Origin of the sequence: Mesorhizobium sp. M0571 (assembly GCF_040320985.1) — a bacterium.
In the GTDB taxonomy this organism is placed as follows: domain Bacteria; phylum Pseudomonadota; class Alphaproteobacteria; order Rhizobiales; family Rhizobiaceae; genus Mesorhizobium.
Genome location: NZ_JAMYQT010000052.1, coordinates 12,270 through 34,729, shown reverse-complemented (window position 1 = coordinate 34,729; position 22,460 = coordinate 12,270). Strand labels below are relative to the sequence as shown.

Below are 22,460 nucleotides of genomic sequence, written 5' to 3'. Positions count from 1 at the left end.
GAAGGGAACTCCATGGTCGGATCGCGGGCTCTACCCGCTCAAGGCCTATGAATACCGCGCCATCTCAGAACCAGGCGACACTCCCGCGAAGCGGGTTCGTGCATGCGGCGCAAAGCTGCCCTCCACCTCGCGGCAGACGTACCTCGGCTAGGGGTCAGGGGTTAGCCTTCAATTTCTCTGGCGGAAGGCCCATTGAGGTCCGAATCCGGTCGTTTGAATTTTACAGCTGCGATCACGGCGGAAGTCACTGGCGGTTTAGTGGATTCCCTCAGCAGGTTGTAGATCGAGCCGCCCTTGACGTTTATATGCTGCCCAAGGCGCGGCGGGCAGTGCCGAATCCGCGCGCTCAGCCTCGGTGAGTGAATTCCACCACTGCCGGCGCTAGAGCCTGCCTGCCCTAAGATGGCCTGATCGGCTGTACCGCATCGTTCCCTGCGCGATCCCCCCGCCGCCTATCATTTTCGACGGACTTCTTGAACAGGAACTCAAACTCGCCCATGCCGCCGCGTCCAGTGGCTGTTCGCGGCACCGTCCACCCAGCCTAGCGGACGCTTTATTCCATTGCTGACCACTGTCAAAAAGCGCTGTTAACCAAATTTTTTAGCCCGCCAATGCTTATTCGCGGGACTGAAGGATGAGGTGAACGATGTGTGATTCAAACATAAGCGCGTTTCCGCTGCATCGGCGGCGGAAGTTGGTCGAAGGTATCGCGCGAGTCCTGGAATCCAAGAACGGGGAGGACGCGAATGCCTTCTGGCGCAGTACCGCCAAGACAATTCTCGTTCAACTGTCCGAATCAGGAATTGCACCCGGGCTCGCGGAACAGGAAGTTGGAACACTTCTTCATGCTGTCTTGGGCGATATAGCCACCCGGAGTGCAGCGAAACTTGCGCAATAGCATCGGCTCACTACGATATCTCCGCGTGGAGACACCCCGGGGGCTCCGCAAGCGTAGCACCACTGTATCCGTCAAATGCAAGGTTTCTCAGTGCGGATGAAAAGATCACCGCGTTCGTCGAAATTATGCGCGCGAATGTGCTCTCGGGCGAGATACGGTCCGCCTCGCCTGTCCGGCGGTCATCGACCAAATCGAGGTAGGCGATGCGGAAATCCGCATTCATGGAAGGCCGACGGACCTTTTCCACGAGCTGAACCCGCAAAACCAATGAGCCGCCGTTGAGTTCCACACTGCACTCTTATGTAACAGACCCAAGGTTGATTGACGATCCTCTCCCAGGTCCACCCGGTTCCGAACCGGCACAACGCGCCAGGAGCTGACGTTAGCCCGGGCAATCGGATTGTGAGCATTTTGGTGCAGCGCGGACGAAGCTCGTCCGCGCCTGACCACAAAGGGCGACGCATTCTTAGGCGGTCGGATTGACAATTTGAGTATCTGCGTTTGACTGTCTCGATGGATCATCAGCAGGGCGGCAAGAAGATCGCTTCATGGCTGCAAGGCTTGGGCCTTGAGCAGTATGCCGACGCATTCATTGACAACGACATTGATCCGGCAATTCTACCTAAGCTCTCCGACGATGACCTTAGGGAGCTTGGCGTAAAATCTGTTGGTCACCGGAAAAAGATCCTGACCGCCATCGCTGAGCTCTCGCATCAGGCGGACCAACCACTCCCGGCGAGCGAAGAGGCTAAGCGGAATGCTCACCACGGTGCAGCGCCAAAGCGCGAAGCGAATGAGGCCGAAAGGCGGCACCTCACGGTCATGTTCGTCGACCTCACGGGATCGACCGCCCTAGCGTCGACGCTCGATCCCGAGGATTTACGCTCCGTCATAATCGCGTATCAATCGTTGGTCGCCGCAGAGGTCGCCCGCTATGACGGCTATGTCGCCAAATACATGGGCGACGGCGTCCTTTGCTACTTCGGCTGGCCACACGCCCACGAGGAGGATGCCGAGCGGGCAGTCCGCTCTGGACGCTCCATAGTGACAGCTGTCGCTAACTTGCGTACTCCCGCGCAAGTGCCGCTCGCAGCCAGAGCGGGCATTGCCACGGGACTGTGTGTCGTCGGAGACGTTATCGGAACGGGGTCCGCACGAGAAGAAGCCGTTGTTGGCGAAACCCCCAATCTCGCCGCCCGGCTACAGGCCCTGGCCCAGCCGGGGTGTGTTGTGGTCTCCGAGAGCACGAGAAAGTTGCTCGGCGGAGTATTCGCGGTCGAGAGCCTGGGTCCGCTAGAACTGAAGGGAATTTCAGTCCCTGTCTCACCGTTTGTGGTGGTTGGGGAACGGGCCGTCGAGATACGCTATGACGCGCGCCTCTCGAGCGCGCCTCAACTCATGATCGGAAGAGACCTCGAACTCGGCCTCGCTCTTGAACGTTGGGGGCAAGCGAAGAGAGGTGAAGGACAGCTCGTCCTGCTTAGCGGCGAGGCAGGCATCGGCAAATCTCGCATCACCCGTGCCTTGATAGACACAGTCTCTCAAGAGAACCCTGCGCGGGTGAGCTATCAGTGCTCCCCATACTACTCCGGCTCGCCGCTCTATCCTGCTGTTCAGCACCTTCGCCGCGCTATCGGTATTGAAGAAGCCGACGACGATGGGGAGAAGCTCAGAAAGCTCCAGCGCACCAAAGGCCTAGCGAATCCGTTGCTGCCCATATTTGCCTCCCTGATCGATCTTAAATGCTACGAGAGCGATGCTCTGGCGGGCCTAAATCCGCAGCAACTGCGAGCGCGCACGCTTGACGGATTAGTGGATGACATCCTTGGCGCTGCAGCAAGGCGGCCTTTGCTGTTCGTGATCGAGGACATCCACTGGATTGATGCGACAACGCTCGAATTGTTGGATCAATGCGTCGACCGGATTCAGAACGCTCGGGTCATGATGATGGTGACCACAAGACCCAGCTTCGAACACGGTTTTGGCGGACATCCCATAGTGACCAAATTGGCGCTTAATCGCCTTGGCCGTGAACAGACCACGGCTTTTATCGAGAAGCTCGCTGGCGATATTCGATTACCACCCACCATTGTAAACAAGATTATCGCCACGACTGATGGTGTGCCGCTGTTCATCGAAGAGCTGACAAAGAGTGTTCTCGAAACCCACCAATTCGATCGCGTCGCCGTCTTCGAGGAAGACCATGCCAGGTCGGCAGATCTCGACATTCCGCTAACGCTGCACGATTCGCTGATGGCTCGCCTCGACCGATTGCAGCCGGTCAAGGAAGTTGCGCAAATGGCGGCATGCATCGGCCGCGAATTCCGCCAGGACCTCCTTGGATCGGTCACGCGGCTCAGCGCTGTCGAGTTGGAAGAGGCACTCGATAAGCTTGTGGATGCCGAGCTCGTCTTCCGCCGCGGAAGGGGGTCGGACGCACGATATACGTTCAAGCACGCGCTCGTTCGCGATGCTGCCTATCACAGCATGTTGAAGTCGGTGCGCCAGGACATACACAGCAGGCTGGCGGACAAACTCGGCTTGGAGTTGACGGTCGAACCGGAGCTGGTTGCACATCACCTAATAGCGGCAAGGCGGTATCGCGAGGCAGCTGAATGCTTCCTCCAAGCTGGGCGCGCCGCCGCCGCGCGATCTGCCAATGCGGAGGCAGTCGCGCATTTCACGAGCGCCCTGGACGCTTTAGAAGAGGTCACTCACTCGGGCGATGCAAATGAGCTTGAACTCGGAATCCGGATTGAAATGGGCGTCCCGCTGAACGCGTCGGCTGGATATGCGTCGGAGAAGGTTGAAGCGAACTTTCTTCGCGCCGAAGAGCTTTGTATATCCACGGGCCTCAGCTCCAACCTCTTTTTTGTCCGGCGCTCCCTTTGGAACTTCTACCTTGACCGGCCTGACCTTCACCGGAGTCGAAACCTGGCCAAGCAACTCCTTGCCGAAACCTCGGGCGGAGAAAACGTTGAGGAAACGACGTTGGCACATCGGGCGCTCGCCACGTCCTATTTCTATCTCGGCGCCATTGGGGATGCTGCACGGGAAGCCGAGGCTGGAATCAACGCCTGGGCGACCTCCGATAGGGATTTCGATGTCGTAAGATATGGAGAGGACGCCCCCTCGATTTGTCGCAGCTATCTAGGCATCGCGCAGGTCTTGGGAGGGCGGGTCGATACCGGGCTCGCCAATTGCGCGTCAAGCGTTGAATCCGCGGAGCGGCTCGATCATCCGCTCAATCTGGCATTTATCCTCATGAACCTCGCTCTTGCCCGACGTCTCCGCAATGAGCCGGCCGAGTGCCGTGCGATCGCTGAACGGATGCTCATTTTAGCTGACGACCGCAGACTGGCATCCTGGTCCGGCGGTGCTCGCACTCTGCTCGGCTGGGCCATCGGCAGCGACCTGCCCGACGAAGGGCTCAGAATGCTGCGAGATGGCATTAACCGATGGCGCTCGACTGGCTCGGAGCTGCACTTGCCACACTTCTATTCGTCGATGGCGGACATTTGCCTCCAGCATCGATGGATCGATGAGGGTCTCATGGCGATCGAGAATGCTGTCGAGGCGATGGACAAGACCGACGAGAGATGGGCGCAGGCTGAAGTCGAACGTATTCAGGGTTGCTTGGTCGCCAAGGTGGATGTGACCCGAGGGATGGAAGTCCTAACCAAAGCCTGTGATACTGCGATAAGCCAGGGCGCGCGTTGGTTGGCGGTTCGTGCTGCAACCGAGTTGGTCAAGCTCTCAAAAGGTTCGGGCCAGGAGCTCCGAGCTGAATGGCGGAGTCAGCTTCGGATTAGCGAGATCGCTGAAGGCTTAGAAACCTCGGTCATCCGCGAAGCTGCTGCTATTCTCTAGGTCACCGCACATCGATAGGCTAACTAGCAGGTCCTGGGCCGACGAGCGGGCCGAGCTAAGCTGCCATCTAAGGTCAAAACCGAATTCGACCGCCTGGGCGATTGTCCGGAGATCTGCTCGCGAGGTCTGGTTGTGGGGCAGAGCGGCTGATGCTTGCCCACCCATGAGTGTCCGCTTCGGGTCAAATGCGTGAATTCGACATCATGCGTTTCAATCGGCGCGGTCACCAGGCTGCACCCATCGCACAGTGCCGAGGGTCATATAGACCAACGCGCCGCGGCGAGCCCCGGTTGTTCGCAGGTAGTCCTCGAGTTGACCTGCGTGAATTCGCATGTCCTCCTGCGTCGGCGCGATGTCGCTTTTCCAGTCGAGAACGACCGCGGCGCGACCGTCGTCTAATGCGACGGCATCAAATCCGTCCGGCAAGCGCTGTGGGTTCGCTTGCATCGGCGAGCAAGGCGTAGATCGGCCATTCTGGGACGAGACGCGGTCGCAGGGCGGCGATCTCCGGAAGATCCAGGGTTCGCCAGGCGGTCGAGGCGATTTCGTCGGGTTCGGGAAGACCGGCCTCGTCTTCGCGATCGATCACCAGTTCTGCGATAAGCTCCCGGGCGCGATCGGCGAACCCGGCAAGGTCTTCACCAAGTTCGCCAGTCAGGACCTCCTCCATCACCTTATGCAAGACGAGTCCTCGGACACGTCCTGCGCCGATTGGCAGCTCCGTCTCCGGCGCCTCGCCAGAATCGATCACGATCGCCTCGGTCACAGGCATGCGATCGGGATCCTGGTTGCTCGGCTGAAGCCATCTGAGCGGGACTGAAGCGGCGGCGATGGCCGCGCGCTCCGCCTCGAAAATCTCCAGCGTCTGTCCGTTTGGCGGATCAGCCACCACAGGGCGTGCCGCCGGCGCAAAACGCGAAAGATCCAGCAGCGGTAGGTCATGGTGGGCCAGGTGGACAATTCGCGCCCAGGACCTCTGCTCCGCCTGCGGTAGCTCAGGAACGATGAGGAGTTCGCGAGCCCGAGTGCACGCGACATACCAGAGGCGCTCGCGTTCGCGGGCAAGGCTTTCATCATCCGACGCAAGCGCCAGCAGAAGATCGGGCGGGACGACGTCGCCTATGACCCAGTGCAGCGTATTATCCGATGCGCGATGCACGAACGGCTCGCGCGAGCGGAGCAAGGTGGCTGTGTTGATCGGGATCACCACCGGCCATTCCAGCCCTTTCGCGCTGTGAATGGTGATGATTTCAATGGCATCGCCTTCTGCATCGACCCGACCCTCGCTCGCCGCAACTCCCTGCTTCCAATCCTTGGTGATGTCACGGACGAACCGCTTGAGGCCTGTGACGCCGTAAGGCCGCGCCCTTTCGAGGAACGCTTCGACGTTCGCAGCCGCGCGGGCGCTGCGATCGCCTTCGCGCGCGGCGAGAATGGGTCGAATGGCTAGCCGCTCGGCAGCCTCGGCCAAAAGCAACGCCGGTGTCGTCGTTCGCGCTCTCGCTCTCAAGTCCCGCAGGACCGAAAGCGTCCGCCGCGCGATCGGATGCGTGACGTCACTGGGTCCGTCAGCAGCGAGAAGCGCGGGATGGCGTTTGGGCGATCGGGATCTTGGGGGAGCGACGCCGTGACATCGAGGAGCTCCTCGTCAGTCAGGCCGACTAGCGGGCCGCGCATCAGTGCGCCGAAGGCCAAGGTGTCGCCGGCGTCGGCGAGCACACGAGCCAAGGCGAGCATATCCTGCACTTCCTGACGTCGGAACAGGCCCTTGCCCGCTTGGGACGCGATCGGCAGGCCGCGCTGTTCCAGCGCGCGTTCAAAGCGCCAGAGTTCGGTGCCTGTCGGCGCAAGCAGGGCTATTCCGCCGGCGGTGAGCGGAACCATCAAGCCGTCGTCGTCGCGAACGTGCAGATTGCCGATGAGCCGCATGCAGAGTTCAGCGACGACCTCTGCCTCGGCATCGCGGATGTGCTCTGACCGCGAATTGGGCGGCACGTCGACGGTGATCCTGGCTGCACACGGAAGGTCGTGGGTAGGGGGATCTATGGTCGCCGTGAGCGCCACATAGCCAGGTTGCCCGACGCCAGAAAATGGCGTCTCGAAACAGCGGTTAACATGGGTGAGAATGTCCGGTCGGGAGCGGAAATTCGCGGTGATCTGAATGATGTTGTCCGGCCACCGCCGTTCGATTGCGGCACGCGCCTGCGCATAAGATCCGACATCCGCGCCGCGGAACCGATAGATAGCCTGTTTCGGGTCGCCGACCATGAAGAGCGCCCCAGGCTTCAAGACGCTGTCCTGCCAGTGCGGCGCGCGGTCTTCGGCGGCGATCAGAAATAGGATTTCTGACTGGATGGGATCGGTGTCTTGGAACTCGTCCACGAAGATATGGCGGTAGCGGATCCCGAGAGCACGGCGCACGGCATCATGGTCGCCGACCAGAGCCTGCGCCCGTTCCAGAAGATCGTCGAAATCGAGGACGGCGGCCGCGCGTTTAAACGCGGCGTAGTCGTCAAGCACCTCGTCGAGTTCATCGGACAGACTTGCAACAAGTGCCGTGGCGATGCGGCCGAGCACCACTCGGTAGCAGTGGTCGACCCGGTCGAAGTGTTGGCCAGCTTCCTCGTTGAGCTGGTCGCCCAGATTCTTGCCGGCGACCTTCTCCCAGGCCGATTTCCGTCTTGGCCTGATTAGATCGAATGTGTTCTTCCGCATGCAGGAAACTCGAATCGGATGGGCGAGCGCCCAGAGCCGGGGAAAATCGGGCGGCGTCTCAAAGCTGCCGGCGTAAAAGTTTGCCAGCGTCTCGAGCTCGCCCAGCAGCTCGAGCGTTTTGGGCTCGACGGGTTGAGCGACTATCCAGCGCCGGAAATCCGCGACCGCTTCGACCAGATCGATGTCCGGATGGCCGGTGAAGTCGGCAGGCAGCGCCCGCGCATCGCGATGCTTGAGACGAAAGCGCGCCAGTTCCTGAAGGGTGGAGACAACGCGGCGGGGGTCTTGGCGCGACAAGACTGCGATCGGATCGCTTGGCCGCTCCGGACTGTTGAGCCGCCGTTTGAGCCATTGCTCGAATACGGAGTCAAACGCAGCGGCGGCCTGGACCGCATCCAGCATCTGCGCGCCTGGGTCAATATCAGCCTCGACCGCGTAGCTTGAGATGATGGTCTGGCAGAAGGCGTGGATCGTTGCGGTCGTAAGTTCCTCGAGTTTGGCAGCGGCGGCGGATATTGCGTGCCGCTGAGCCGCGTCGAGGCCATTGGGCAGAGCTTCCCGCAATGGGGCCGGCACACGTTCGGCCAGAAGTTCGTTGACGTAGCGATGATGACGGCAATCGCCGCCTGATCCACGCCCCGCCAGCAGCCTCATCGCTGCCACGCTCAAAACAGCACCCGTCATACGCAATCTGCAATCGCGTTTTCACACGACCTCGACCCGAAGTGGACCTTCGATTGAGTTTCAGGAAGGTCCGCAGCGGGTCAAAAACCGCTCGTTCCGAAATGGTTCGATCACCCCAACTAGATCATTCAATCCGGCGGTTAGGATCAACTTCAGCGACCATCCTCCCGGCGCTTTGTCAAGTGCTCAAGACGTGATCGAAACGACCGCAGTATCCTGAGTTTTTGTCGCTCGCTCGGCAGCATATTGAGGTAGACTGAAACAACTTGCCGTGACGATTCCGATGGGGGGAGACCCATGGATGTTGGCAGCTGGCTGCGCAGCTTGGGACTTGGTCAATACGCTGCTGCCTTTGAAGACAACGCGGTCGACGCTGAAACCTTGCGCGAGTTGACTGCCGAAGATCTCAAGGAGCTCGGCGTCAGCCTCGTCGGCCATCGTCGCAAGCTGCTTGCGGCGATGGCCACGCTCGCGGACAGACCTGTCTCGAGCGGCAACTACACCCAGTCGGAGAATCCCGACCGGGGTAAGGGCACCGATGGCGACGTGGCTGAGCGTCGCCAATTGACAGTCATGTTTTGCGATCTGGTCGGATCAACGACGCTTTCGGCGGAGCTCGATCCGGAGGATCTCCGCCAGGTGATTGGCGACTACCAAGCCGCCGTGACTGAGGAAGTCACCAAACTCGGCGGTTTCGTCGCCAAGTACATGGGCGACGGCGTTCTTGTATATTTCGGCTATCCGCACGCGCACGAGGAAGATGCCGAACGGGCACTGCGGGCCGGTCTCGCCCTCGTGGAGCGGATCGGCCGTCTTAAATGGCGAGAGACTAGGCTCTCAGCGCGAGTCGGTATAGCAACCGGTATAGTAGTCGTAGGCGATCTGATCGGCCACGGCAGCGCACAGGAGCGAGGGGTGGTGGGTGAGACGCCCAACCTGTCCGCCCGCCTCCAGGCAATGGCCAGGCCCGGAAGCGTCCTGAGCGACGATACGACGCGAAGGCTCGTTGGCGAGCTTTTCGAGTGGCGTGATCTCGGTGCTGTTGAGGTCAAGGGCCTTCCGACCCCTGTACGGGCGTGGGAAGTGGCTGGGCTGAGCACGATCAACAGTCGCTTCGAGGCACTGCACGCGACGCGGCTCACTCCAATGATAGGGCGCGACGAGGAACTCGGCCTATTGCGGCGCCGCTGGGAGCGTGCCAAGGCCGGCGAAGGACAGGTCGTGCTTGTCTCCGGCGAAGCGGGTATTGGCAAGTCCCGCCTCATCGCTGCAATACAGGATAACGTCGGCGACGATCCGCTTACGACCTTGCGCTACTTCTGTTCACCGCATCACCGCGACAGCATGCTGTATCCCTTCATCGCGCAATTGGAGCGTTGGGCAGACTTTGCGCGGGATGACCGTCCGGCGGCCAGGCTCGATAAGCTGAAGAATTCGGTCGGCGCCCTTCCCGCGGCACCGCCTGACACGCTCTCCCTCCTGGCCGACCTCCTCGGCATAGCCGATGAGAGCATCGCGCCGGTCACGGCCGATCCGCCGCGCAAGCGCGAGATGATGCTCTCGCTATGGCCTCGGCTGTTCGAGGCGCTGACAAGGGATCGACCGCTGCTCGTCCTCTTCGAGGATGCGCATTGGACGGATGCGACATCGCTTGAGGTGCTCGATCGCGCGGTGTCGCAAATCGCTCGCCTTCCTGCCCTGCTCGTCGTGACATTTCGGCCTGAGTTTCAACCCTCGTGGATTGGCCAGCCTGCCGTTTCAGCGACCTCCCTCTCGAGGCTGCTGCCCCACCACACGAGCGCACTCATCGCAGGGGTCACACGCGGCAAGCCATTGCCTCCTGAGATTCTGGGCCACATCGTTCACCGTACCGACGGAGTACCGCTGTTCGCTGAGGAACTGACCTCCATGCTTGTCGAGAGCGGGATGCTTCGAGAGGAGGAGGAACAGTTCGTTCTCGATCAGCCGCTCCCGGCGTTGGCGATTCCCGCCAGCCTGCAGGCTTCACTCATGGCCCGTCTCGACCGCCTCGCTCCGGTGAAAGAGATCGCGCAGATTGGCGCCGCGATCGGCCGCGAGTTTTCCTACGAACTGCTTGCCGCAGTTGCGCGCCGTACAGATGCTCAACTGACCGGTGCACTCGACCAGCTCACCGAGGCAGGCCTCGTATTTCGTCGCGGGACGCCTCCGAACGCCAGCTACATCTTCAAGCATGCCCTTGTGCAGGACGCCGCCTACAACACGCTCCTGCGCGCCCGGCGGCGGGATCTGCACGCCAGAATCGGCCATGTGCTCGAGGCAGGCTTCCCTGAAATCGTAACTTCACAGCCCGAACTTCTTGCCCACCACTTCGCAGAGGCAGGCCTCGACGACGCTGCGATAGATTACTGGCGCAAGGGTGGCGAGCGTGCCCTTGAGCGCTCTGCAAATGCAGAAGCGGCCGCGCATCTCGAGCGAGCGATCCGCCAGCTCGTTACGTTGCCGGAAAGTAAAGAGCGCAACCGTCGCGAATTACCACTACAAATGGCGCTCGGCTCGACGACGAGGGCTCTGAAAGGACACGCGGCTGACGAGACTTTGAAGGTCTACAACCGCGCACGCGCGCTCCTGGACGAGACCGTCCCCGCAAAGCAACAAATGGCAGTGCTGTATGGCGCTTGGACCGTGCCCGCGGTCCGTGGCGACTGGGTGTCCGCGCTGGAGATTGCCAGGCAATCGCTCGCGCTGGCGCAAAGCGATGACGACCCCGAAGCTGCTGCCTTCGCAAGCCGCATGAACGGAATCGCGCTTTGGTTGACAGGATCCTTAGAGGAGGCCGTGCCGCATCTCGAGCGAGCAGTCAGGCTCTATGCGCCAGGATCAGGCAACGTCACGGACCTTCGCTACTCACAGGACCATGCCGTCTGGGCCCTCTCGGTCCTGGCTTTGGTGCTGTGGTCGCTTGGCCATCCCGACCGGGCAACTGAAGCAGCGGTGCGCTCGCTGGAATGGGCGAGAGCGATCAACCATGGAATGACAACCGGGTTCTCCCTCAGCTTTGGCTCTGTGCTTTGGGGTTTCTTCCAGGAGGGGCCGCGGCCAGGCGGCGCCGACGCCGATGAGGCCCTCGAGTTCTGCATGGAGCACGACCTCAGATCATACATCTCATGGGGACAATTCTACTGCGGCCTGGCGCAAGTGCGCCATGGAGAACACCACAACGGACTCGAACTGATGCGTGCCGGGATGTCCGGCATGGACAAGATCAACTTTCGGATCCTTTGGACGGCCCATCTCGGCCACCTCGCCTGGGCGCTTGCGTCGGCAGGTAAAGTCGGGGAGGCGATGGACGTACTCTCGAAGGCACTCCGGGCCGTCGACCAGTACGGCGAGAAAGCGTACGAGGTGGAGCTTCACCGCCTCCGCGGCGACTTGCTCTGGCAAAGGGGCGCAGTCAAGGAAGCAGAGATCGAGTTCTGCAGAGCGGTTGAGATCGCGCGGGCTCAAAAGGCGAAGTCGTGGGAGCTCCGCGCCGCCACAAGCCTTGCACGGCTACACGCCGAGCGAGGACATAGGGCTCAGGCCCTCGAAGTCCTCTCGCCGGTCCAATCTTGGTTTATCGAGGACTTCGACACAGCCGATCTACAGGCCGCCAGGACACTTCTCCAAACATTGGAGCTAGACGCTGAAGTTTCAATCCACCGGGTTCGGTGACGCAGATTTATGGAGTCTTCTCGGGTATGAGCAAAGATCGCAAGCGCTCACCTGAGGGTGCGCCGACAACCGCATAGTCCGAGCGCCAACGTTGCTCATTTGGCTTGCCCTTGGCGAAGGTCCCGTTTGGGGCCGGCTTCGGCTGTTCAGCCGTGGCCAGCAAGTGGCAGTTTGTGGCGCGTCCTCCCGGTTCAGGAACGGGAAAATCTGACCCGTTGAAGACGTTCATCCGCACCCGGTCGAAAGTCAGGAACGGCTGACGAGCGGTCATTCACCGCGCGGCCAACGGCGCGTTCTGGCTCCGACGCTTCCATGGGTGTAGGGTTGTGCCATAAAGAGGCGCATATGGCGGTTCCCCCTCTCAATCGGAAGCTGCTGGCGATCCTGGCGGCCGATATGGTTGGCTACTCGAAGGCGATGGAGGCTGATGAGGCCGGCACCATCGCGCGACTGAAGGCCATGCGCGCTGAGTTGATTGATCCCACCATCTCCCAGCGCCATGGCCGCGTCGTCAAGCTGATGGGCGATGGCGCGCTTGTCGCCTTCGACAGCGTGGTCGATGCGGTGATCTGCGCGGCCGAAATTCAAAAAGCTGTGGCCGTTCGCAATGGTGGATTGCCGGAGCATGAGCGGATTGTGTTCCGCATCGGGATAAATCTTGGCGATGTGGCGCTGGTTGATGGCGATGTGTATGGCGACGGCGTCAATATCGCCGCTCGCATAGAGCAGCTTGCCGAGCCGGGCGGGGTAATGGTGTCAGGTACGGCCTACGACCATTTGCAGGGCAAGCTTGATTGGCCACTCGATTTCGTTGGCGAGCAGCAGGTCAAGAATATCAACCGCCCCGTGCGGATGTACCGGCTGAGGCTCGATGGCAAGCGGGCGCGCTGGACCTTTCGCAAGGCGATGCCGCGCTGGACCAGGACGGCTGCGGCGGCCCTCGTGGTGCTGGCTCTGGCGGGTGGAGGGACCTGGTGGTTCTTTCAGCCCGCGCCACTGGGGGCCAAGCCGTCGGTCGCGGTGCTGCCCTTCAATAATTATGGCGGCGACGAGGCCACCGGGCGTTTGGCCGATGGCTTGACTGAGGATATCATCACCGACCTCGCGCGGTTTCCCGAACTTGAGGTCGTGGCCCGGAATTCGACGGAAGTTTACAAAGGCAAGCCGGTGGATGCCCGCCAGGTAGCAAGTGCGCTCCATGTCGGCTTCGTACTGGAAGGCTCTATCCAGCGGCAAAATGGGCGGGTGCGGGTCACCGCGCAGTTGATCGATGCACAAACCGGCAACCATCTTTGGTCGGATCGTTGGGACCGGCCCGCTGAGGACGTTTTCGCCGTCCAGACCGAGATCGCAGAGCAAGTCACCAACCGTCTGGGCGGCGGCGTAGGGTTGATTCAGGCGGCCGGGCGGGCCGCGGCCAAACGTAAACGACCTGAAAACCTGAATGCTTATGATTATTATCTGCTCGGGACCGAGAAGATTGAAAAGATCACCATAGCGGATGAGGAGGAGGCCATCGCGCTTCTCAACCGCGCCGTTGAGCTGGACCCCGGGCTGGCCCGCGCCTGGGTAGAACTTTATCATGCTCATGGTATATTGGCTGGCTTCGGTATCAATCCCGAGAGCGAGATCAAGGCGGCTGCCGATGTGGCCGAACGCGCGGTGCGGCTCGATCCAAGTGACGCTGAGGCACACGCCGTGTTTGGTATGAGCCTCAGCCAGAAGGGCGACAACGCCCGCGCCAAGGCTGAGCTGGACACGGCCCTTCGTCTTGCTCCTGGTTCGTCCGAAATCCTGACATTCTATACCGGCTATGCGGCACGCTTCAATGAACCCGAACGCGGCGCTCAGATGGTCGACCAAGTAATGCGGCTCGACCCGAACTACCCGATGTGGACGTCCAACTTCTTCGCCCCCTGCCTATTTTATGGCCGGCCGATATGAGGACGCGTTGAAGATGCTGGAGCGCATGACGCCTAACAACTACGACAAGTGGAAGTGGGTGGTGCTTAGCAGCTCCCTTGCGGCTCTGGGTCGAATGGATGAGGCGAATGCTTCGGTTAGGGAAACTCTCAAGCAATACCCGGACCTGACCGTCGAGAGCATGATTAATGAAGTCGGCTTGAGCACTAAAGAGCGCAGCCGGTTTATTGAAACAATGCCGCTCGCCGGCTTTCCGGCTTGCGCCAAGCCCGAGGCGCTGGCGAAACTCGCCAAACCTGTGCGATTGTCGGAATGCGAGGCGGGGGAGGCAAAGCCTCTCGGGCAGCCATAGAACACCCTTGTGCAAAGAAAGGCGAGGGCCGCTGCTCGCCAGCGCGCGAACGGCGCGCGTTGCCAGGAACGACCGCTGTGCATCGAAAGCGACAGTTCACTGGCCAAACGATGAATGGCGGCAAGTGGCGCTTCTTTCTCGTTCCGATTGAGGGAAGCTGCGGAAGAAAACCACCTCTCGCGACCTTCCCTTGTCGCGAAAACTCCCGATCAAAGCGACGGTTTTGCAACTGACTTTTGCACAGTCGCAGAACTCAACTTTTGCGACAACTCCCGCTTTCCTTCTGATGTCGAGCCCAGACGCGCTTCACCTGCGCTTCGCTGCAGCCGGTCAGCTTCGCCGTCCTGCTGATACTGTTGCCGCCAGACCGGAAGACAATAATGCGTTCGTGTGTCACCAGGTCAGCTTGACGTCCGGCATATTTCCCGCCCGCCTTTGCCAATTCGATGCCTTGCCTCTGGCGTTCGCGACGATCCTCGAAGTCGTCTCGAGCCATTTGCAGGGCGAGCTTCAGCAACATTTCCTGAATGGACTCGAGCACGATCTTGGCAACGCCGTCAGCGCTGGCCGCGATGTCGCTAAGATCCACCACACCAGGTACGGCAAGACGAGCACCCTTATTCCGAATTGTTTCGATCAGCTTTTCAGCTTCAGGCAAAGGCAGACGACTGATGCGGTCTATCTTCTCGGCAACGACAACCTCCCCCGGCTGAAGGTCCGCGATTGGACGAAGCAGCTCCGGCCGGTCGGCGCGAGCGCCGGATGCCTTCTCGCGGTAGACGCCGGCGATGTAGTACCCGGCATCCCTCGCCTCAGCGATGATCGATTCCTGGCGATCGAGATCCTGCCCTTGCGTACTGACCCGCAGATAAACACGAGCAACGTGCATGTCCCCCTCCTGCTCGGCTCATTTAGATTACCTCAATGCGCTCTGGCTCAGAATTCCGGGCAAGCGGATAGCCCCATAAGCTGGGTCAGAAATGCGCCGCAGCAACCGCCATGGTTGCGGGGGTCGCGAAACTGCCTATTGTGGGACGGTGCAAAAAGCAGACGCAAAACCGTCGCTTTGATCCGGACTTTTGCGAAAACCAGGCGGCCGGAATCAACGCACCTTACTCGTTCCAGTGGACGAGGCGAACAGCAACAAACCATCCATCTCGGCCATTGGCGGCAGCCAGTTGGTAGAGTTTGACCCTAGAACGCCAGCGTGTGAGACCACCGCCGCCGGGGCGAGCGCATGCCGGGTCGGCACCCACCGGGTTCATCGGCGGGCGGGGGCGGGATGGTTTGTGGGGCCCCGCATCAATGCGCGTGACCCCTCGCTCACAGACCGGATGATCGCGTTGAAGGCGGTGATCACTATTGAACAGAAGCCGCCGATACCAGGACGAAGCCGCGGGTCTTGTTCTCGTTGTCGGAGTCCTGGGTGTTCATGGCATCGAAAAGCTCAGATGTCTTCACCCACACTGGAGGGTATTTATACCGTGCGACATCAAGGATGAGGAAGCGGTCTGATTTCCCATCATAGGCTGCTAGCGGCGAGATATGGCCGCCCTTCTCCTGTCCGATTGCCTTGCGGAGGTAGTTGACGATCACGAAATGGTTCGACTGGCCGAGATGGGAACTCGCCAGCTTGCGGAACTCGTCGACTGAGCTGTCGGCGGCACTGCCCCATGAACGAAGTGCTTAGACATGGCAACGTCTCCGCTGGGTGATCGTGCCACTATACCAGAAGGACGGGCGTGTATCACCATCCCCGTTCAGGGTCGAAGGTCGGGTTCGAGAGGAGGGGCCGTATCAGGCGCGCCCGGCCGACAACTTCGTTCAAAGTTCGGGATCTCCTCCTGGCCGGCTGCTCTCGCCGCCAAAACCATCCAAATCGCTCTGAACGACCGAGTTCGACCCTTTTGGCGGTCGTTCAGTTGCGAGCGTCGCATGACGCGATCTGACCCAATCCGGACCTCGCGTGTTGAGACATCAACGTCGCGTGCCGTGCCATAGCAGACCGTCGGCTTAGCCAGAGCAGCATTCGAGTCGAGTGGATCGCGCCCGTGACGTGGGTTAGGTGACGGCTCGATCGCTGTGCTCTCGGGCACAGGCCGGGCAGATCAGCGCGCCGCGGCTGGCAGGCTGATGAAGGGATCATCGCTCAAAGGTGAGATGGTTCCAGCGTCCTGGTTCTGCGAGGCGATGGCCTGCATCACTGGTACAGCTGTGAACGGAACCCCAGCTCCGCAGCGCCGGGCTGGACCAGGAAACGGTCAGCGTGCTAGTATTGTTCATTCAGCAGGAAGCGATATGCTCAGACCACTGTCTGCGGTGGCGTTCTGGTTCGGATTGACGGCGACAGCCGCGATGGCCGGATCCCTTCATGATGCGGCGCAATCCGGTGATGAAACGGCACTCAAGGCCCTGCTCGATGGCGGCGCGGCCATCGACGAGAAAAACCCCACCGGTGAGACCGCGCTGGTCGTAGCCTGCCTCGCCAGCCGGCCGGAAGCCGTCGCCTTTCTGATCAAACGCGGTGCCGATGTCGTGGCAAGGAACAACCGGGGAATGACGGCTTTGCACGGCGCATCCTATGCGGGGTGCGCGGAATGTGTGCGGCAGCTGCTGGTGGCCGGGGCTTCGCCTAGCGATGCTGAGAACCGATTCAAGACGACGCCATTCATCGTCGCCGCCGAAGAAAACCATCCGGACATACTGGCGATGCTGCTGGCGGCCGGTGCGGATTCGGAAGCAACCGAGCGGCACGGCTTTACGGCGTTAACCCGGGCCGGATTCAAGGCGCGGAAGGAGACAATCGCCTTCCTGCTGGCGCGCGGTGGCCGTTGCCAGCCGGCGAAGGTAGCGGGTGGGTGGAGTGGGGAGTGCCTGAAGCTGGCGGCCGAAACGGCGCGTCTACCTTAAGTCTCCAAATGAAAGGACGAGCACCATGAAACGCCTCGGATTGACGTGTCTCTGCATCGCTGCCGTCTGGACCATGCCGGCGCTGGCCGGCGAGGTCAACACCGGCTACTTCGGCAGCGTCGCCATCGAGGGCTACGACACGGTTGCCTACTTCACCGAAAAACGGGCGGTGAAGGGCTCTGAGAAGTTCCAATCGGAATGGCTCGGCGCCACCTGGCAGTTCTCCAGCGACGAAAACCGGAAGTTGTTCGATGCCAGCCCGATGGACTACGCGCCGCAATATGGCGGCCTGTGCAGCGAGGGCGTCGCCTTTAACGAGATGACGGTCAACATCGAGCCGGAGGTCTGGCAGATCATCGACGGCAAGCTCTATCTTTCCGCCGGCGCGGGCTTCGAGGACCTTGCCGCCAACCGGCCCAAGGCGGACACTAACTGGCCGGCCGTGCATGCCGAGCTGCAGAAATAGAACGCGCTATTTGACAGAGAAATAGCGAAGCGTGTCGGGCAGAACCAGCGCGTAGTCCAGGCCGGCGCTCTTGTCCGCATAGACCGCGCCGCAGTGCCAGTGCCCGCGGAAGCTCGCCTCGAATTGCAGACAGAACTGGTCGTTCTCGATTCGCGCCAGCCCGGTCAGAAAGGTGTTGGCGCCGCGATAGGCGACACGGTAGTCTTTGGTGACCTGCAGAAAGAATGGTACTTTTTCGCTGCGTCGGATGGCCGTAACTCCCTGCCAGCCACGACCTACGGCCAAAGCAGTCAGGGCTTCGCCACGAACGCGAACCTGCTCGTTGCCCCGGTAGCCGAGAGGCCATTCGGGAATGCCGGCCTCGGCGAGTAAGGAGAGGTAGCGTGCGAGATCGGAGGGATTGCGAAAAAAGCCAGTGTAGAGAATGCGAATGGCGGCCAAGTTGCCGAATGGTAAATTTGTCAAGAAGGCAGCGAGCTCCCGCGCCTCGTCGGTTCGGCCGAGCGCGGCATAGGTGGCAGCCAGATATTCATGGGTGTTTTCCGAGGTCGGCCAGGCAGCCATAACCGTCTCGAGCTCGGCCCGTGCCAAATCGTATTTCCCAGCCAGCGTGTGCACGATTCCCGCAACCTGAAGAAAGCCGGGCGGCGGTTTCGGGTTCAAGCGCATCGCCTGGGCAAAGGTGTCCACCGCTTCGTCGAGTTCGCCGGAATAGGCCAGCACCATGGCGAGGTTCGCCTTGGCCTCGGCATCGCCGGGATTGAGCGCGACTGCGCGTCGCACCGAGGCGATGGCATCGTCATGGCGGCCGTCGGCCAGTTGGAAGGTGGCAAGCGCCGCGAAGGCCCGCGCATTGTTGGGATCGAGCTCCAGTGCCTTGCCGGCGGCCTCATAGGCGCGCTTGCGGGCGACTGTCGCTGAGAGGATCTGGTCCCCCACGGCCCGCCAGATTTCCGCTAATGCCCGCGCATAGCCGGCATAGGCATCGGCGAATGAAGGATCGAGTGCGATCGCCTTGTCGTAGGCGGCCAAGGCCCGGGCTTGCGTCGTGGCGTCGACGACATAATAGCTTTGCGCTTCGGCGCGCAGAAACCAATCGTAGGCCTCGAGGTTAGCGGTCGGAATGCGCGTCAGCCCAGCCGCTTCCGCGGAGGTGAGCTCCACCGCAAGCGCCGCCACGATCTCGTTGATCACCTCGTCCTGCACGGTGAAGATGTCCTCGAGGCGCCTATCGAACTGCTTGGCCCAGATTTGCTGGGCGGTCTCGGCTTCCACCAGGTTGGCGCTGATGCGCAAGTGGTCCTGGGACTTGCGCACGCTGCCTTCGAGGACGTAGCGAACGCCCAATTCGCCGGCGACCGTCTGGGGGTTGACGGTCTTTCCCTTGTAGGGTAGCACCGAGCCGCGGGCGATGACGAAGAGGCCGGAAAGGCCGGTGAGCTGGGTGATGAGACCGTCGCTCAGGCCGTCGGCGAAGTAGTCCTGGTCGGAATCGCCGCTGACATTGGCGAAGGGCAGGACGGCGATCGACCGCTTGCCGGCGCCTGCCGGATCGGTGGCATCAGGTCGCGGCGCGCCGCTCAGCCAGAGGGCCGCCACGGCCAACCCGACGAACGCGAGCAGCGCCGCGGCGATTGCCGGTAGGGCGAACTTCGGTTTGCGACCTGGGGCCGCTCGGGTGCCGGCCGCCACGCCGTCAAGCGTCACCCGGAAGGCGCGGATCGGCCGGGCGATGTTCTTGACCTCGATTTCGCCCATGTCGACGAACCTGACAGGCAAGCGATCGCGCACCTCGTTGCGCACGGAACGATGCACGCAGATGCCGCCGGGCTCCGCCAGCGCCTGCAGGCGCGCGGCTACATTGACGCCGTCGCCGAACACATCACCACGATCGGCGATGACGTCGCCCAGGTGCACGCCGATGCGAAACGCGAGCTTGCGGGCACCGGGGCTGGCCGCGGCGCGCGCCGCCATATCGCCTTGAATGGCGAGCGCGCAGCGCATCGCCTCCACTACGCTGGGAAATTCGGCGAGGAAGCCATCGCCCATGCGCTTGAAGATGCGCCCCTGGTGCTGCGCCGTTTGGGGAGACAGAACCTCCTCGTCCACGGCCCTGAGATCTCGCAGAGTTCCTTCCTCGTCCTCCCCCATCAGCCGCGAATAGCCGGCGATGTCGGCGGCTAGGATCGCGGCGAGCCGCCGTTCCAATTTGTCTTCGGCCATTGCGATGGACGTTCGAGAGTTTCTGCCGATTTTTCGCTACACTTGCGGCGAACGCTGCGTCATTCCGATATTTACCATGATAGGCCCATCCAAAGCCATCTCCATCCCAGCAGTCTCGAATGAGTTCCGTTGTTGGCCATCAGCAATACGATTCACTAGTTTTCTACCTGAAGCCAACGTACCGCCCTTTTCCCGGCTGGTTCGCGAAATACTCTTCCATCCGCCTTCCGGCCGAACTCGACCGCATGTTACAAGACGGGTAACTGGTCAAATGGGTGGGCTGCCTCCCGCAAGATGATCGAGCTTGGTGGCCAGCAGAGCACGTTTCTGCCGGTGTAGACCTCTATAACTAACCAAGCTGCCGTCAGCGACCGCGCTATAGCGACCAGTTCAGCACCGCCTCAAAATCATCGCGGCAACTTGAACGTCGCCCTTACAGGCGAAATTGGCCGTTCGGCAGTCACCCAATCAATGACAAGTCATGGCGCGGTCCGCTGGTTCAAAAACCTGAGCCACATAAAGCCCGAGGTGAGCGTTGAAAGGCCGACTCGGGTGGAAACCGGAAGTTCGACGCGAACCCAACAGAGAGCTCGCCGGCTGTTCACGGCTGCTCTACTCGCTCAGTCCTCGGACAAGCCGGCCAGAGAACTATCCTTCCAGAAGCGACGCGGGATCAAGGGACGTCGCCTCGCCGGACGTGACGCGCAGGAGAGGGCATCTTTGCAGCCGCGACGATCACTCCGGCACGCCGGAGATGCCCAGCGCCTCGACGTAACGCTCGGCGAACACCTTGTCCAGCCACGGGTTGATCTGTCTCTGCAGAGTGAGCGTGTAGGTCGGGAACGCCTCCATCAGCCGCCGCGTCGCCGCCTGCGCCTCGTCCAGCCGGTTGAGTTTGACCAGCGCCATGATCACCACCCGGTGCGAGGAGCCGTAGTTCGGCATCTCGTGCAGCGCGCGTTCTCCCCTTTCTGGGAAACATTCACTGTCTCAAGCGGCACGGGATTGCGGAAGGTTGACCTGGATGTTGGGTCCATTTCGACGGCCCTCGGCGTCCTCGGAATGCCAGGCCAGACAGCGTATACCGGAATGCTCAATATCGGCCGGCCGAAACAGGGCGAAACATTTGTGGTTGCAGCGGCCAGCGGGCCGGTCGGCTCATTGGTCGGCCAGATCGGGAAATTGCACGGCTGCCGGGTGGTTGGCGTTGCCGGCGGCGCTGAGAAATGCCGCTATGTCAGGGAAGAACTCGGCTTTGACGTCGCGCTGGACCATCATGCTGCCGACCTCGCGGAGCAGTTGCGCTCCGCCTGCCCGGACGGCATCGATATCTATTTCGAGAACGTTGGCGGGCATGTTTGGAATGCCGTGTTTCCACTTCTCAATGATTTTGCCCGCATCCCCGTCTGTGGCTTGGTTGCCCACTACAGTGATGTAGGACCTCCGGCTGGTCCAGACCGTCTGGTTGCGTTCATGAGAGCAGTGCTGACGAAGCGATGGACGGTCCAAGGCTTTATCGTTTCTGATTTCGACGCGCAGATCGACGACTTCCGCAGGGACGTTTCGGCCTGGCTCCAAGCGGGTAAGGTCAAATATCGTGAGGACATTGTCGAGGGACTCGCGAACGCGCCGATGGCCTTCATCGGTCTTCTCAAGGGCCGCAATTTCGGTAAGCTGTTGGTCAGGGTTTCACAGTGAGTAGAAAAGCGTCTCCCAAACCTAGATTGCCGAAACCACATGGAATCGTTCGAGGGCGAATATGCGGGGCGCTTTGCTGTCATCGGTGAAGGGGCAAAGATGACGCATTCACGCCGTGCATCGGTTCGTACCTTGCAACGCCCGTAGCATCTGCCAAGGATACGCGATCTTGATCCGATGGAGCACGGGATGCCGAGCCAAATGAGAAAGCTGACCTTGACCGCGGACCACGTCGCGCGGGTCCACAAGGTCGTTCACGACCAGGGGTTGACGCCAGGTGCCGAGCTACACACCGATGCCGACTACGACAGCTGGGTCGAGCAAATGATCCGAACTCATCCGGCCCCGAAAGCACCGACCCGCCTGTTCGCCTACGGCTCCTTGATCTGGAAGCCGGAGATCGAGCATATCGGTGAGCAGGGAGGCCTCGCTCGTGGGTGGCATCGCGCTTTCTGCTTTCGCATGACCCGTTTTCGGGGCACGCCGGAGCAGCCAGGCCTTATGATGGCCCTCGATCGTGGGGGGCAATGCAGCGGCGTCCTGTACGACCTGCCAAAGGACAACCTCGAACGCCAATTCGGCAAACTCTTTCGACGCGAATTCACCTACAAGCCGGCCAACAGCATGCCCCGGTGGATCACGGTGGCGACCGCTTCCGGGCCTATCTCGGCCTTGGCCTTTGTGATGAACCGCGCGTCACCTCTCTATGCCGGTCGTCAGTCGCTTGAAGCCGTTGCCGATGTCCTGGCCCTGGCCTGCGGTCATTGGGGAAGCGGGGCCGAATACCTGTTCAATACAGTTTCTCACCTCGAAGCCAAAGGCATACATGACAGCAGCCTCTGGCGGCTTCAACGCCTTGTGGCGGAGTTGATAGAGCGAAACCCGGCGGAGCGGAACGTTCTTTGAGCCAACGGAGCGGTCGCTTCAAGCATCCGCAGTTGGCGCTTCTTTCTCCTCCGATCGAGGAAGCTACAAAGAAATCCACCTCTCGCGACCTTCCCTTGTCGCGAAAACTCCCGATCAAAGCG

General features: G+C 61.1%; 11 protein-coding genes and 3 pseudogenes. 8 read left to right on the top strand and 6 right to left on the bottom strand.

Annotation, left to right across the window (positions count from 1 at the left end):
- Positions 1–646: 646 nt before the first annotated feature.
- Together NKI85_RS32030 and NKI85_RS32025 are read left to right on the top strand one after the other, a co-directional pair.
- Positions 647–898 carry a DUF6074 family protein gene (locus NKI85_RS32030; protein ID WP_352531748.1) on the top strand — a complete coding sequence of 84 codons (252 nt, stop codon included), beginning with the start codon at positions 647–649 and terminating at the stop codon, positions 896–898.
- 513 nt (positions 899–1,411) lie between these two features.
- A complete protein-coding gene (locus tag NKI85_RS32025; protein ID WP_352780028.1) occupies positions 1,412–4,768 on the top strand; it encodes an AAA family ATPase in 3,357 nt (1,118 codons plus the stop codon).
- Between the two features lie 409 nt (positions 4,769–5,177).
- Here NKI85_RS32025 and NKI85_RS32020 read toward each other — a convergent pair whose 3' ends face one another.
- Both NKI85_RS32020 and NKI85_RS32015 read right to left on the bottom strand, forming a co-directional pair.
- Positions 5,178–6,239: a 3'-5' exonuclease gene (locus tag NKI85_RS32020; RefSeq protein WP_352780027.1), complete on the bottom strand. Its 1,062-nt coding sequence runs from the start codon at positions 6,237–6,239 to the stop codon at positions 5,178–5,180.
- A 35-nt stretch (positions 6,240–6,274) separates the two neighbouring features.
- The gene (locus NKI85_RS32015) at positions 6,275–8,137 is read right to left on the bottom strand and encodes a UvrD-helicase domain-containing protein (RefSeq protein ID WP_352780025.1); all 1,863 of its coding nucleotides are present in this window, start codon (positions 8,135–8,137) and stop codon (positions 6,275–6,277) included.
- 327 nt (positions 8,138–8,464) lie between these two features.
- Between NKI85_RS32015 and NKI85_RS32010 the strand changes: the two genes are divergently transcribed.
- A complete protein-coding gene (locus NKI85_RS32010; RefSeq protein WP_352780024.1) occupies positions 8,465–11,860 on the top strand; it encodes an ATP-binding protein in 3,396 nt (1,131 codons plus the stop codon).
- Between the two features lie 345 nt (positions 11,861–12,205).
- Positions 12,206–14,135, top strand: a pseudogene (locus NKI85_RS32005) (adenylate/guanylate cyclase domain-containing protein).
- Between the two features lie 253 nt (positions 14,136–14,388).
- Here NKI85_RS32005 and NKI85_RS32000 read toward each other — a convergent pair.
- The gene (locus NKI85_RS32000) at positions 14,389–15,024 is read right to left on the bottom strand and encodes a recombinase family protein (protein ID WP_352531778.1); all 636 of its coding nucleotides are present in this window, start codon (positions 15,022–15,024) and stop codon (positions 14,389–14,391) included.
- Positions 15,025–15,494: 470 nt separating this feature from the next.
- Positions 15,495–15,788, bottom strand: a pseudogene (locus tag NKI85_RS31995) (phytochelatin synthase family protein); the annotation flags it as partial.
- Positions 15,789–16,490: 702 nt separating this feature from the next.
- Here NKI85_RS31995 and NKI85_RS31990 point away from each other — a divergent pair.
- Together NKI85_RS31990 and NKI85_RS31985 are read left to right on the top strand one after the other, a co-directional pair.
- A complete protein-coding gene (locus tag NKI85_RS31990) occupies positions 16,491–17,045 on the top strand; it encodes an ankyrin repeat domain-containing protein (protein ID WP_352780023.1) in 555 nt (184 codons plus the stop codon).
- Between the two features lie 25 nt (positions 17,046–17,070).
- Positions 17,071–17,511, top strand: a complete 441-nt coding sequence (locus tag NKI85_RS31985) for a YHS domain-containing (seleno)protein (protein ID WP_352531774.1) — start codon at positions 17,071–17,073, stop codon at positions 17,509–17,511.
- A gap of 6 nt (positions 17,512–17,517) precedes the next feature.
- Here NKI85_RS31985 and NKI85_RS31980 read toward each other — a convergent pair whose 3' ends face one another.
- Positions 17,518–19,734, bottom strand: coding sequence for an adenylate/guanylate cyclase domain-containing protein (locus NKI85_RS31980; RefSeq protein WP_352780022.1), 2,217 nt, complete (start codon positions 19,732–19,734; stop codon positions 17,518–17,520).
- A gap of 735 nt (positions 19,735–20,469) precedes the next feature.
- Positions 20,470–20,679 (bottom strand): hypothetical protein, encoded by a 210-nt coding sequence (locus tag NKI85_RS31975; RefSeq protein ID WP_352780020.1) that lies wholly within the window; start codon positions 20,677–20,679, stop codon positions 20,470–20,472.
- Positions 20,680–20,706: 27 nt separating this feature from the next.
- Between NKI85_RS31975 and NKI85_RS31970 the strand changes: the two are divergent.
- Both NKI85_RS31970 and NKI85_RS31965 read left to right on the top strand, forming a co-directional pair.
- A pseudogene (locus NKI85_RS31970) lies at positions 20,707–21,432 on the top strand (NADP-dependent oxidoreductase); the annotation flags it as partial.
- A 201-nt stretch (positions 21,433–21,633) separates the two neighbouring features.
- Positions 21,634–22,338 (top strand): gamma-glutamylcyclotransferase, encoded by a 705-nt coding sequence (locus NKI85_RS31965; RefSeq protein ID WP_352531768.1) that lies wholly within the window; start codon positions 21,634–21,636, stop codon positions 22,336–22,338.
- The last annotated feature ends 122 nt before the right edge of the window (positions 22,339–22,460 follow it).